Here is a 13,397-nt window from a genome sequence, read left to right as displayed (position 1 = left end):
CGATGACCGCGGAGACTAGGTGGGCACAGGCCGATGCCTACTACGTCCGTCTGAAGTCCCAGCCGGCTTCTGGCAGGGACCCCGACGGCGTCTCCCGCGGTGTCTTCCACCCCACCCGCCATACCCAGGGCGCCTGGCGAGCCGACGAACAGCACATGGCTCCTGTGGGCGGGCTCGTGGCCGGTGAGCTGCAGTCCCACCAGCGCCGTGAGGACCTGCGCGTCGCCCGGCTCTCCTTCGAGATCCTGGGCACGCTACACGCCGAGCCGTTCGAGGTCCTCACCCGCACGATCCGCCCGGGCCGGACCATCGAGCTGGTGGAGTCGACCATGATCAGTCGAGGCAGGCCCTGTCTCGTGGGGAGAGCGTGGCGACTGGCCACCCTGGACACCGCCGAGGTCAGCGTTCATCACGATCCGGCCATGCGGGGTCCGGAGGCGGCCGACCCCTATCCGGGCATCAGTCAGTGGCCAGGAGGCTACATCGAGTCCCTCGACGTCTCGGCCCTGCCCGAGCACGCTCCCGGCCAAGGGCAGGGATGGCTCACCAATCCCTATCCGATGATCGAGGGCGAGACGACCGATCCCATGGTCAAGCTGATCGGCATGGTGGACACGGCCAACGGCGTCGCCCCGGCCCTGGATGCCGGACCAGGGGGTCACTCCTTCGCCAACGTCGATCTGCAGATCCATCTTCATCGCCTCCCTGCGGGCGAGCATCTGGGTCTGCAGACCACCTCGAACGTGGGTCCAGACGGAGTGGGGCTGACCTCCGCCGTGCTGCACGATGTCCACGGTCCGTTCGGACGCTCGGAACAGATCCAGACCATCCGCAGGATCCCCTCCACCCCATGAAGGAGACCCAGATTCCCGACGACGGCCCCCTCACCTGGGGTGAGCCGGTCACCTGGTGTGTGCAGACCAGAAGCCTGGGCGCTGTGGGGGACCTGGACTATTCCGTGAGGCTGCTGCGGGCCCTGCAGTCCGGAACACTGAGCGGGCCGCTGGTGCGGGTCTACCGTCCCCAGCCGACAGTGGCCTTCGGTCAGCGCGATGTCCGACTGCCCGGATTCGAGGCCGCACGGCAGGCCTGCCTTGCCCATGGTTTCACGCCGGTGGTCCGTCAAGCCGGTGGACGGGCAGCCGCGTACCACCAGGGGTCCTTGGTGGTGGACCACCTGCAGGCGGAGCCGGACGCCGCGCTCGGATCCCGTGAACGATTCCGATCCTTCGCGGGGCTGTACCGTCAGGTCCTTGCCGATGCGGGCGTGGACGCTGAGATCGGGCAGATCGCGGGGGAGTACTGCCCGGGCGAGTACTCGGTGCACGGGAACAGACCGCACGGTGGCCCGGTGAAGCTGATCGGCACCGCCCAGCGTGCGGTCTCCGGGGCGTGGCTGTTCTCCTCCTCCTGGGTCATCCAGGATCCTGGGCCCATCCAGGCAGTCCTGATGGCCGTGTATGCGGCGTTGGAACTGGACTGGGATCCGGAGACAGCTGGGGCTGCGGACCAGGCCCGAGCCGCTGCCGGGACCGAGCCTCCGGTGGAGGTCCAGACCGTGATCGATCGACTGTGGGACCGGCTGGGGCCACACCACGGTCTGGACTTCGAGGATCTGGCCACCCTGGTTCCGCCGTCACCGGCTGGAGAAGAACACCGGCAGCTCAGTCCCTGAGAACATCACGGCTCGGGCATGCCCGCGCGGAGGCGGGACTTGGGGACGGGGATGAAGCCTGCGTGCAGGTGTCGTGCTCTGCTCCTGCGTTCCGAGCGTGCCAGGGCCCAGCCTCGTTGGACCAGGAAGGGGATCGGCTTGCGCCGCTCTGCCACATCCCGGGCGAACCGCCGGGTGGCCGTGGTCAAGGTGTTCTGGTCGATGTAGTACGCGTCCACACGCACGCCGAGGTCGGCGCAGGCCGCCCGCAGGGGCTGCGCGGCCACATCCGCGAAGACACCCTCCGCCACGATCAGGTCTGCGGACTGTCCCGGCCTCACCGTGGCGGCAGAGGAATCCGCTGTGCCCAGTTCCAGGGTCGTGCTGCCGACCACCGATGAGGTGGTGATGGAGTAGTCGGGCATACGCGTGCGGCCCGTCTCGATCAGCTCGACCAAGGCATCCACAGCCGCCTGCAGGTTCCAGGTGCGTGGGTCATCCCAGTCGATCTCTCCGTAAGGGGTGCGTGGGAAGTGCACGCCACTTCGGCCGTCGTCGGAGATCTCGTGGTAATAGGCGTCAAGCTCAAGGTGAGGACGCCCATGGCGGCACGCCAGGTAGGACTTGCCCGCCCCGGACGCGCCGCCGAGCAGCACGACGCGCGGTCGATTCACTGGCCGCGCTCGATCCATTCCTGCAGGTGGGGTGCCTCGTCTCCGATCCTGGTGTCGTCTCCATGTCCGGTGTGGACCACGGTGTGCTCGGGCAGGGTGAGCAGCCGGGTGCGGATGGAGTCGATGATGGTGTCGAAGTCCGAGTAGGACCGGCCGGTGGCCCCGGGGCCGCCCTGGAAGAGGGTGTCTCCGGAGAACAGCGTGCCGCCGTCCAGATCGGGTGCGTGGAAGCAGACCGAGCCGGGGGAGTGGCCGGGGGTGTGGATCACGTGCAGATCGGTGCCGGCGATGGTGAAGGTCTCGCCGTCGGTCAGGGTCCCGTCCGGTCCCTGGTCGGGGTAGACGGCGTCCCAGAGCATCCGGTCCTCGGGGTGCAGCAGCACGGGGGCGTCCACGAGCTCCCGGAAGTCCATGACCGCGCGGATGTGGTCGTCATGGCCGTGGGTGAGCAGGATGGCCTGGACCTGGCGTCCGTTGACCTTGCGCCAGACGGCGCGGGCATCGTGGGCGGGGTCGATGACCACGCAGTGCTCGGCGCCGCCGATGATCCACACGTTGTTGTCCACCTCCCACGTCCCCCCGTCCAGGGAGAAGGTGCCGGAGGTGACCAGATGGTCGATGCGTGCCATCAGACGACCACCACCGAGCGCAGCACGTCGCCGGAGGCCATGGTGCCGAAGGCCTCCTGGACCTGGTCCAGGGAGATCCTCTCCGTGACGAAGGCATCCAGATCCAACCGGCCCAGTCGGTACTGCTCCACGAGCATGGGGAAGTCCCGGGAGGGCAGGCAGTCCCCGTACCAGGAGGACTTCAGCGACCCTCCGCGGCCGAAGACATCCAGCAGCGGCAGCTCCAGGGTCATCTCTGGAGTGGGCACGCCGACCAGGACGACGCGTCCGGCCAGGTCCCGGGCGTAGAAGGCCTGGGTGTAGGTCTCGGGCCGGCCCACGGCGTCGATGACCACATCGGCGCCGAACCCTCCGGTCAGCTCCCGAATGGTCTCGACCGGGTCGGTCTGGCTGGAGTCGATGGTGTGGGTGGCACCCAGCTTCTGGGCGGCCTCGAGCTTCTTGGGGTCCAGGTCCACGGCGATGATGGTGGTGGCGCCGGCCAGGGACGCGCCGGCGATGGCGGCTGCTCCGACGCCGCCGCAGCCGATGACGGCCACGGACTCGCCGCGCTGGACGGCTCCGGTGTTGATGGCCGCCCCGATGCCGGCCATGATGCCGCAGCCCAGCAGGCCCACGGCGGCGTCCTGGTCCTCGGTGACGCCCTCGACCTTGGTGCACTGGCCGGCCGCGACCAGGGTCTTCTCACAGAACGCGCCGATGCCCAGTGCCGGGGAGAGCTCGGTGCCGTCGGTCAGGGTCATCTTCTGGGTGGCGTTGTGGGTGTCGAAGCAGTACTGAGGCTGCCCCTTGGCGCAGGCCCGGCACTCACCGCACACGGCACGCCAGTTCAGGATGACCTTGTCACCGACTGCGACCTCGGTGACGCCTTCACCGATCTGGGAGACGATTCCGGTGGCCTCATGGCCCAGCAGATACGGGTACTCATCCCCGATCCCACCCTGGACGTAATGCAGGTCGGTATGGCACACCCCGCAGGTCAGGATGTCCACCACGGCCTCTCCGGGCCCAGGATCGGGGATCACGATCTCCTGGATGCTCACCGGGGCATCCTTCTCCATGGCGATCACGCCACGCACGGTCTGAGGCACGGTTCTGCTCCTGTCCTGCACCACGGGCTAAGGCGACCGTCACACCGAAGGTGAGGCGCCGTCGTCGGGCACGTTGTGGGGGTCTGCAGTGACCAGTCCATCACATGGCAGGTGGTTGGGCCGAACCGTGTCGGGTCCGGGGTGCGGCACACTGGTGGCATGGATCGAGCGGAGATGAGCCACGCAGGACGCGAGCCTCTGCGGCTGGCCGAACAGCGGTCATTGCCGCTGAGGGATCAGGTGGCCGCGCGGCTGCGGCATGCTCTGGTGGCCGGCGACCTGCGTCCGGGGGAAGTGCTCAGCGCGCCCACCCTGGCGGCAGAGTTCGGGGTCTCGGCCACCCCGGTCCGGGAGGCGATGCTGGACCTGGCCACCGAGGGGCACGTGAGCCCGATCCGGTACAAGGGCTACCGCGTCATCGAGGTCTCTGAGGAGACACGGCGTCAGATCCTGCAGCTGCGCCGGCTGATCGAGGTGCCACTGATGGTCCAGGTGGCTGAGCGGGGCGTGGACGAGGGGCTGTTGGGACGCTCTCAGGAGTTGGCTGACCAGTCCGTGGAGGCCGCCGCCGCGGGGGACCTGGTCGAGTTCATCCGGACGGACATGGATCTGCACCTGGGTCTGTTGGAGGCGGCCGGCAATGAGGTGGCCGTTCGGCATGTGCGGTCCCTGCGCTCCATGACCCGCCTGACCGGACTGAAGGACCTGGCCGCCGAAGGCCGATTGGTGGAGACCGCCGAGGAGCACCGGAAGATGGTCCGGGCGCTGGCAGCGCGTGACAGCGTGCAGATGGAGGAGCTGATGAACGCCCACCTCGGTCATGTGTCCGGGGTGTGGGCGGGTGAGGATGAGCCAGGCATCGGCTGAGAGGTTCGCCCGACGGTGCCGTCCTCCTGATGTCCGGCTGCTCTGGCATCGGAACATGTAACATTGTACTGTGGTGCAGGTCACTCACGAAGGGAACGACAGTGAACGCACCACAGCAGCATCAGACACCGGGGCACTCCCGGGCGCAGACTTCTCCAGGACAGCACACGCCAGCCGGTCCGGGCGAAGCCCCCGAAGTGGGCAAGCCGACCACGAACCTCCGGGTCCTCTCCGGATCCCTGGCGGGCAGCTCCATCGAGTGGTACGACTTCTTCCTCTACGCCACCGCCTCGGCCTTGATCTTCAACAAGCAGTTCTTCCCCACGGATGACCCCTACGTATCCCAGATGCTGTCCTACCTGACCCTCGCGCTGACGTTCTTCATCCGTCCGCTCGGTGGCATCGTCTTCTCGCACTTCGGGGACCGAGTGGGCCGCAAGGTCACCCTGGTGGTGACCCTGTCGCTGATGGGCGGGGCCACCGTGGCGATCGGCCTGCTGCCCACCTACGACCAGGTCGGCATCCTGGCGCCGATCCTGCTGGTGATCTGCCGGATCCTGCAGGGGTTGGCGATCGGTGGTGAATGGGGTGGCGCGCTGCTGCTGGCCTACGAGTACGCGCCGAAGGAGAAACGTGGATTCTTCGGCTCGGTGCCGCAGATGGGCATCACCATCGGCATGCTGCTGGCCTCGGCCGCGTTCGCCGTGGTGTCCATGTTCGGTGAGGAGTTCCTGACCGGCATCGGCTGGCGCATCCCGTTCATCGCCTCGATCCTGCTGGTCATCGTGGGCCTGTGGATCCGTGGTGGCCTGGGGGAGACCCCGCACTTCAAGAAGGCGAAGGAGTCCGGGGAGATCCCCAAGCTGCCCATCGCCGAGACCCTCAAGCACCACTGGCGTGCTGTGCTCGTGGCAGTGGGCGTGAAGGTCGTGGAGACCGCCCCGTTCTACATCTTCGCCACCTTCGTGGTCTCCTACGCCACCGGGAACCTGGGCTACCAGCAGTCCGTCTCGCTCAACGCCGTCACGGCTGGTGCGGCACTGTCCACGGTGATGATCCCGATCATGGGTTCCCTCTCGGACCGCGTGGGTCGGTTCAAGGTGTACTTCACCGGCGCCATCCTGATCGCCGCGTTCGCGTTCCCGTTCTTCCTCCTGCTGGACCTGCAGCAGGACTGGGCGGTGTTCGCCGCCGTGATCATCGGCCTCGGTGTGGTCTGGCCTCCGGTCACCGCCACCTTGGGCACCCTGTGCTCGGAGATCTTCTCCGCCCGCGTCCGCTACACCGGCGTCACCCTGGGCTACCAGATCGGCGCGGCACTGGCCGGCGGAACGGCACCGCTGATCGCCACCTTCCTGCTCCAGGAGTTCAACGGCGCCTGGGTCTCGATCGCCCTGTACATCCTGCTGACCGCTGCGATCTCGATCATCGCCGTGTTCTTCGCCCCGGCGATCGCCCGCAAGGAGGCTGCCGCTGACGAGGCTGCCGGCATCCCCACGGCGGCTGGCGGCACTGGCGCCCGATCGCCGTCAACGGCACCATCTCATCCGTTTTCATCACCTCCAGGAGGACCTGCATGACCACCCCTCAGCATTCCGACCAGTCAGCTCCCCACGCATCTCAGGCAGCAGGGCACGGCGACGCCCGGCGCCTGGGCGGCGGGGGTGCTGGCCCAGCCTGGTTCAGTGCCGAGCAGGTGGAGCAGGCGGTGCCGGTGGATCGGGCCCGCCGTCTGGTGGAGGCTGCCCTGCAGTCCGGGTTCGATCCCCAGCAGGATCCGGCCCGGATGAACGTCCCGGCCCAGACCGGGCACCTGCTCCTGATGCCCTCCGTGCTGGGCGACTGGGCCGGCACCAAGGTCGCCTCGGTGTCCCCGGACAACCCCGGGCGCGGCCTGCCCCGGATCCAGGCGACCTACGTGCTCATGGACTCGGAGACCTTGAGCGTGCAGGCCCTGATGGAGGGCAACGGACTGACCGCCTTGCGCACCCCGGCCGTCTCCGCGGTGGCCGCGGACCACCTGACCGCATGGGACGCGCAGAAGCTGGTGGTCTTCGGGACCGGCCTGCAGGCCCTGGGGCACCTGGACGCATTGGCAGCGATCCGTGACTTCACCGACGTCGTGATCTGTGGCCGGTCACCGGAGAAGGTGACGGCCGCCGTCGAGCACGCCGTCTCTCAGGGGATGTCTGCGCGGGCCGGCGACGCCGAGGAGGTGCGCGGCGCTGACCTGATCGCCTGCACCACCTCGGCAGGTGAGCCGCTGTTCGACGGATCTCTGGTCCCGGACACCGCCTGTGTGGTGGCCATGGGCTCGCATGAGCCGGACCGCCGCGAGCTGGACGCCACCCTGATGGGCCGTGCCCAGGTGGTGGTGGAGGACCGGGAGACGGCCCTGCGGGAGGCCGGTGATGTGGTGATGGCGATCGAGGAGGGTGCCCTGGCCGAGGCCGACCTGGTGGACCTGAAGGACGTGGTCACCGGCGCCGTGGAGGCGGACACCTCGCGCCCCCGGGTGTTCAAGGGCGTGGGCATGAGCTGGCAGGACCTGGCGGTGGCGATCGGCGTGGTGGACCCGGAGGCCGGCACCGACTGACGGTGGCACACTGGTGGCATGTGCGGACGATTCGTGATGGCCCGGGCCATCGGGGACTTGGTGGCCGAGGCCGGTGCGCTGCCTCCGGAGGAGGAGCTGGTGCTGCCGCCGCCGAGCTGGAACGTCCCGCCCACCGCTGATGTGACGGTGGTGCTGGAGCGCCCGGTGGACCCGGACCAGGGTCCCGACGACGACCCCTCGCCTCAGGCGTCCGGAGCGCCGCAGGTGCGGCGAGAAGTCCACGTGGCCCGGTGGGGTCTGGTGCCGATCTGGGCCAAGGACCTCTCCGTGGGGGTGCGTGCGTTCAATGCGCGCTCAGAGACCGTGACGGAGAAGCCGACGTTCCGATCGGCCGTCAGGGCCCGGCGCTGTGCGATCCCGGTGGACGGCTACTACGAGTGGCTCAAGCCCGGACCCGGAGAGAAGGGGCCGGACGGCAAGGCCGCTCGGAAGCGGCCCTTCTACGTGCACCGTGCGGACGGGGCGATGACGTTCTTCGCCGGTCTCTACGAGTGGTGGCGGGACCCTGCGGTGGCCGAGGGGGAGCCCGGCCAGTGGGTGCTCAGCTGCACCATCCTCACCGGCCCGTCTCCCGAGGCCGGCAGCGGGGACGAGACCCTGGATCGACTGCACGGACTGCACGACCGGCTTCCCCTGCCCATGGATCGGGCCACCATGGATGAGTGGCTGCGGCCGGAGAAGCTGGGATCGGCCGCTCAGGCCCAGGAGCTCGTGGACCTGGTGCTGGCCCGGGCCTACGGCACCGCCGCCGAGTGGACCCTGCATGAGGTGGACCCGGCGGTGGGCACTGTGCGGAACAATGGGCCCGATCTGATCGAGCCGCTCACCGAGGAGCAGGGCACGCTGCTGTGACCGGGCGGCCGTGACGATCAGGCCCTCTCCTCTGGACGCCGCGCGGGGTGCTCCCGCTCCGGCGGCTGCGGATGGAGGACGCCGGAGTTCCAGCCGATCTCCCATCCGTCCACCGGACCCCAGGAGTCGGAGAACGCCACCGGCAGCGCCTGATGCTCCCGGCAGGCCGCCAGGAGCTCGGCATACCAGCGCGTGTAGGCCGGATCGCTCGCCTCCGGTGAGGGGGCGCCCACGGCGTGATGCAGTGCATCAGCCACCTGGGCCGTGGTGGTGCTCGCCGTGACCCGGAGGCCGGGGAGCTCCGGGCCGTCGCCCATGGTGTAGCGCACCGTCCGGGCTTCTCCGGTGCGGGGATCCGACTGGCCGGCGCTGACCTCGCACCGCCAGTACATGCCGGACGGGGCCATGTAGGGCAGGGCCCGGACCTGGTGGAGTCCGCGCCGGTGGAGCAGCTCGACGGCGTCGAGCAGCAGGACGCAGGTGCGAGTGACCAGAGGGTCATGGACATCGTGCAGAGCGGGCATGGCGACACCGTAGAGGATCGGCCGGACAGGACAAGGCGCTGCACCGTGACGCCTCCGCGCTTAACGTGTCCGGGCCCCTGCCTACTGTCCTGACTGGTGATCGAACAGATATTCGAATACCATGGTGGGGCGCAGTCGTCACGCACTTCCCGTCCGGCGTGTCGCGCGCGTCCCACCTGAAGCCGGGTCACCGGTGCTGCTCGGACCGTTCCTTCCCAGACGGTGCCGACCTGCAGCCGGTGGACCTGGACACCCCGTCGCATCCCCGCGGCGGGGAGGACAGAACGTCAGAGGGCAGGAACACATCTCATGGGAGTCTTCACACAGTCGGTGGCCGTCGGCCGATCCTCGGCCGGAGTGCCGGAGCAGCTGGAGTGGAACGGGCGCACGTATGTGGTGGCCGCTGAACCGGTGCGCTGGTTCGAGCGGCGCCGGTGGTGGGCGGAGGAGCGCCGAGCCGAGCGCGGACGCGGTGCCGGACTGGTGGACCACGAGGTCTGGCGGGTGCAGGTCCGTCTGGCCCGTGCGCCCCGCTCGCCGCTGCTCACCCTGGACATCTCCCACCACCTGGACTCCGGACGGTGGCGGCTGATCCAGATCCACGACGCCGTCCGGCAGGACCTGCGGGAGAGCGCCTGATGGGTGCCGGGGCCGGGTTCACGCATCTGCATGTGGCCAGTGCCTTCGGCGCGCACTACGGAGTGTCCTGGCCGGAGGAGCTGGCCCAGGCCGCTGCGGCGGACGGTGCCGACGCCCTGGCCTGCACGGACCGTGACGGGCTCTATGGCATGGCCAAGCACGTCCAGGCCTGTCTGAACGCCGGGCTGGCCCCGGTGGTCGGCGTGGATCTGGCGGTGGCGTGGGACGGCGTCGGTCCAGACGGTCAGGTGGCTGTTCCGGTGACGGGCCATGCTCCGCAGCATCCTGCCGGTCGGGTGGTGGTGCTGGCCCGAGGTGGCTGCGACGGGGCGGGCTACCGTGCCCTGTGCCGACTGATCTCCGATGCCCACGCCCACACCACCGGGGGTTCGGCAGGCGGGTCTCCCTACGTCAGGGTGGCCGAACTGGCCGCGCACGCCTCCGGTGAGGACCCCGCCGAACCGCTGCTCTATGTCCTGGTGGGGCCCGGCTCCGAGGTGGGGCAGGCGATGGCCGCGCGCCGCTACACGCAGGGGCGGACCCTGTTGCGCCGGTGGAAGGCTGTTCTGCCCGCCGGGTCGCTGAGGGTGGAGGTGGTCTCCCATCTGTCCCCACCCGGGCAGCGGCTCTCCACCGCGCATGCCGTGCGGATGCTGCGGGCCAGCCGGGACACGCGTGTGCCGGCCGTGCTGACCAACGCCGTGCGCTATGCCGCGCCGGACGGAGCCGCCACCGCGGACGTGCTGGACGCGGCACGCACCCTGAGCTCCCTGGAGGCTCTAGACGACCTCCAGCCCAACGGGCAGGGCTGGCTCAAACCGGGTGCCGCCATGGAGCAGATCGCCCGGGAGATCGGCAGGGACTCCGGAGAGGGAGCCGATGCCGTGCAGGAGCTGCTGCAGCAGACCGCAGAGCTGACCGATCTCTGCCGGATGGATCCGGGGCCGGACCTGGGCTGGATGCGTCCGGTGGTGCCAGAAGCCTCCGTGATCGGCATCAGCGGCGCGCCGGAGCGCGAGCTGAGGAATCGCTCCCTGGCCGGCGCCCGTGCCCGGTACCCGCACCTGGTCAGCGGCGGACGGTTCGCCGCCACCCACGAGGGGCGGGAGCTGGAGCAGCGGATGGAGCACGAGCTGGGCATCATCGAACGGCTCGGCTTCGCCAGCTACTTCCTCACCGTGGCCGAGGTGGTGCGGATGATCGAGGGCATGGGGGTGCGTGTCTCAGCGCGCGGCTCCGGCGCCTCCTCCCTGGTGAACCACGTGCTGCGCATCTCCAACGTGGACCCCCTGGAGCACGAGCTGATCTTCGAGCGCTTCCTCTCCCAGGACCGCTCCACGCTGCCGGACATCGATGTGGACGTGGAGTCAGCCCGCCGGCACGAGGTCTACCGGGCCATGTTCGAGCGGTTCGGGGCCGAGCGCACCACCCTGATGAGCATGCAGAACGGGTACCGGGTGCGCGGAGCGGTCCGGGATGCCGGGCTGGCTCTGGGGATGGAATCGGACCAGGTGGACGGGATCGCCAAGCAGATGTGGCGCTTCTCCGCGTCCAGCTTCCGCGAGGCCATGGACCGGATGCCGGAGCTGCGTGGCTTCGCCGACCGCGTGGAGTCCGGGCGCAGACAGGGACAGCAGCAGCTGGACCTGCTGGTGGACCTGACCGAGCGCCTGGACCGGTTGCCCCGGCACATCTCCATGCACCCCTGCGGAGTGATCCTGGGGGATGCCACCCTGCTGGACCGCACTCCCGTCCAGCCCTCGGGAATCGGGCTGCCCATGAGCCAGTTCGACAAACACGACATGGACCCCATGGGCATGCTCAAACTGGACGTGCTCGGAGTGCGGATGCAGTCCACCATCGCCTACACCCTGCAGGAGATCGAACGGACCACGGGGGAGACCGTGGACCTGGAGCAGGTGCCCCTGGATGACCCGGCCACCTACGAGATGATCCGCACCACCCACACCCTGGGCTGCTTCCAGATCGAGTCGCCGGGACAGCGCGAGCTGATCGGGAAGATGGCCCCGGTGGAGTTCAACGATCTGATCATCGACATCTCCCTGTTCCGCCCTGGCCCCATGCAGTCGGACATGGTCCGCCCCTTCCTGGAGCAGCGCCACGGCTGGGGGATGACCCGCTACCCCCACCCGGACCTGGCGCCGGTGCTGGCCGAGACCCATGGGGTGACCGTCTTCCACGAGCAGGTGCTGCGCATGTTCGATGTGATGACCGGGTGTGGGCTGGCCCGGGCCGACGAGTTCCGCCGGCAGATCGGCGGTCCGGGGGAGCAGGGCGTGGAGGCCTTCTTCCGGCGCGAGGCCCTGGCCCGCGGCTACTCGCTGGAGGTGATCGACGAGGTCTGGGGGACCCTCCACGCCTTCGGCTCCTTCGGCTTCTGCAAGGCCCACGGCGCCGCGTTCGCCGTGCCCACCTACTACTCCGCCTGGCTCAAGACCCACCATCCGGAGGCGTTCCTGGCCGGGATCTTCGAGCACGACCCCGGCATGTATCCCCGGCGGCTGATGGTCGCCGAGGCCCGCCGCATGGGCATCCCGGTGCTCCCGGTGGATGTGAACGTCTCCACGGACCGCTTCCGTCTGGAGTGGGTGCCCTCTCATCCAGAGCTTCCCGACGGCGGCCAGGGCCGGTGGGGCGTGCGGATGGCCTTCACCAGCATGTCCGGGCTGAGTGGAACCGAGATCAAGCGTCTGATGGCCGGCCAGCCCTACACCTCCCTGGCCGATGTGCGCGACCGCGCCCGGCCCACCCGTCGGAACCTGGAACGCCTCGCCCAGCTCGGAGCCCTGGACTGCCTGCTGCCTCCCGGTGGGGCCTCCCGCACGGACCTGGTCCACCATCTGGAGCTGCAGCACGCCGGCACCGGCAGCTCGGCTCCGCTGGGCCATCACCCAGACGGACGCCGCCGCCGGGCGGGCAGTCGGCAGGTGGACGGGCAGCTCTCCTTCGCACTTCCGGACACCGAGACCGCCGCACTCACCCCGATGTTCCCCAGTCCCAGCCGGGACCAGCAGGTGCGCACCGAACTGGACCTGACCGCCATGGACACCAGCGCCCACCTGATGGAGTCCCACCGTGCCTACCTGGACGCCCTGGGGGTGACCGCCGCAGAAGACCTGCTCTCGCTGCGCTCCCAGTCCCGGGTGCTGGTCGCCGGAGTCCGGGTGGCCACCCAGACCCCGCCCATGCGCTCAGGCAAGCGGGTGGTGTTCATCTCGGTGGATGACGGCACCGGCTGCATCGACGCTTCCTTCTTCACCGAGGCCCAGCACCAGACCGGTGAGATGCTCTTCTCCGCGCGGCTGATGTTGATCGAGGGGACCACCCGCCGGACCGGACCGAAGGCGATCAGCCTGCAGGCCATCCGTGCCTGGGACCTGCACCGCCCGGAGACCCTGCCGAACCCGGACTACCTGGACAGCACCCGGGAGCAGTGGCGGGCCTGGCTGCGCCGTGACCGTCAGGCAGCGGCAGCACGCCGGGCCGGACAGCCCTGGGACGCTCCGGGGGCACTGCCGGACGTGCCCCACCACTCCACCGGCGGCTGGCCGGTCAAGGTGGGCGCCGCCGTCGGGGTACCGCCGGAGAACCCGGACGCCACCGGAGGCCAACGCCACAGCAGCCCGCCACCTCGGCGAGCCGATCAGCACCGTCCGGTGCCGGTGCCTCACCCGGAGACCTGGGAGCTGCTCCCCGCCCCTGAGCGCTGACCTGCGCCAGCACGGCAGGACGGCCAGGCCCCTGCCCCGACCTGACCTAGAATGACCGGTGGCTGGCGGTGGCCACCGTATGCCACCAGCCCTGAAGCCCTACCCGAGAAGGAGTACGT

12 protein-coding genes are annotated in these 13,397 nt (G+C 69.4%); 8 read left to right on the top strand and 4 right to left on the bottom strand.

From position 1 onward, the window contains the following. The first annotated feature begins 2 nt into the window (after positions 1-2). Positions 3-854, top strand: a complete 852-nt coding sequence (locus BM355_RS02575) for a thioesterase family protein (RefSeq protein WP_091694120.1) — start codon at positions 3-5, stop codon at positions 852-854. Then, positions 851-1,675 carry a lipoate--protein ligase family protein gene (locus BM355_RS02570; RefSeq protein WP_091694116.1) on the top strand — a complete coding sequence of 275 codons (825 nt, stop codon included), beginning with the start codon at positions 851-853 and terminating at the stop codon, positions 1,673-1,675. The genes BM355_RS02575 and BM355_RS02570 overlap by 4 nt, the downstream gene beginning before the upstream one ends. Before the next feature lie 5 nt (positions 1,676-1,680). Here the strand turns inward: BM355_RS02570 and BM355_RS02565 are convergent, their stop codons facing one another. Genes BM355_RS02565 through BM355_RS02555 form a run of 3 tightly spaced genes read right to left on the bottom strand, consistent with a single transcriptional unit; the run spans position 1,681 to position 4,048 of the window. Beyond that, positions 1,681-2,328, bottom strand: a complete 648-nt coding sequence (locus tag BM355_RS02565) for a uridine kinase family protein (RefSeq protein WP_245760553.1) — start codon at positions 2,326-2,328, stop codon at positions 1,681-1,683. Continuing rightward, entirely contained in the window at positions 2,325-2,957 is a 633-nt protein-coding gene (locus BM355_RS02560) for an MBL fold metallo-hydrolase (RefSeq protein ID WP_091694108.1), read from the bottom strand. Before BM355_RS02560 ends, BM355_RS02565 begins: the two co-directional genes overlap by 4 nt. Further along, entirely contained in the window at positions 2,957-4,048 is a 1,092-nt protein-coding gene (locus tag BM355_RS02555; protein ID WP_091694104.1) for an S-(hydroxymethyl)mycothiol dehydrogenase, read from the bottom strand. Before BM355_RS02555 ends, BM355_RS02560 begins: the two co-directional genes overlap by 1 nt. Positions 4,049-4,222: 174 nt before the next feature. On the opposite strand from BM355_RS02555, the gene BM355_RS02550 reads away from it, so the two are divergent. The 4 genes from BM355_RS02550 (at position 4,223) to BM355_RS02535 (ending at position 8,384) form a co-directional block, all read left to right on the top strand. Further along, positions 4,223-4,915: a GntR family transcriptional regulator gene (locus BM355_RS02550; protein ID WP_091694100.1), complete on the top strand. Its 693-nt coding sequence runs from the start codon at positions 4,223-4,225 to the stop codon at positions 4,913-4,915. A 101-nt stretch (positions 4,916-5,016) separates the two neighbouring features. Then, positions 5,017-6,495 (top strand): MFS transporter, encoded by a 1,479-nt coding sequence (locus BM355_RS02545; RefSeq protein WP_245760552.1) that lies wholly within the window; start codon positions 5,017-5,019, stop codon positions 6,493-6,495. Next, positions 6,492-7,511: an ornithine cyclodeaminase family protein gene (locus BM355_RS02540; protein ID WP_091694092.1), complete on the top strand. Its 1,020-nt coding sequence runs from the start codon at positions 6,492-6,494 to the stop codon at positions 7,509-7,511. Before BM355_RS02545 ends, BM355_RS02540 begins: the two co-directional genes overlap by 4 nt. 18 nt (positions 7,512-7,529) lie before the next feature. Beyond that, positions 7,530-8,384, top strand: coding sequence for an SOS response-associated peptidase (locus tag BM355_RS02535; RefSeq protein ID WP_091694089.1), 855 nt, complete (start codon positions 7,530-7,532; stop codon positions 8,382-8,384). Between the two features lie 17 nt (positions 8,385-8,401). On the opposite strand, the gene BM355_RS02530 is transcribed toward BM355_RS02535, so the two are convergent. Further along, on the bottom strand, positions 8,402-8,908 hold the full coding sequence (locus BM355_RS02530) for a hypothetical protein (RefSeq protein ID WP_091694086.1): 507 nt from the start codon (positions 8,906-8,908) through the stop codon (positions 8,402-8,404). A gap of 309 nt (positions 8,909-9,217) precedes the next feature. Here BM355_RS02530 and BM355_RS02525 point away from each other — a divergent pair, with 309 nt between their 5' ends. After that, on the top strand, positions 9,218-9,547 hold the full coding sequence (locus BM355_RS02525; RefSeq protein ID WP_091694081.1) for a DUF6504 family protein: 330 nt from the start codon (positions 9,218-9,220) through the stop codon (positions 9,545-9,547). Then, on the top strand, positions 9,547-13,278 hold the full coding sequence (locus tag BM355_RS02520) for a DNA polymerase III subunit alpha (RefSeq protein ID WP_091694078.1): 3,732 nt from the start codon (positions 9,547-9,549) through the stop codon (positions 13,276-13,278). Before BM355_RS02525 ends, BM355_RS02520 begins: the two co-directional genes overlap by 1 nt. The last annotated feature ends 119 nt before the right edge of the window (positions 13,279-13,397 follow it).

The organism is Micrococcus terreus, assembly GCF_900116905.1.
GTDB classification, from domain to species: Bacteria; Actinomycetota; Actinomycetes; order Actinomycetales; family Micrococcaceae; genus Citricoccus; species Citricoccus terreus.
The sequence above is the reverse complement of the archived record's forward strand: the minus strand, read 5'-3'. Positions and strand labels throughout refer to the sequence as shown.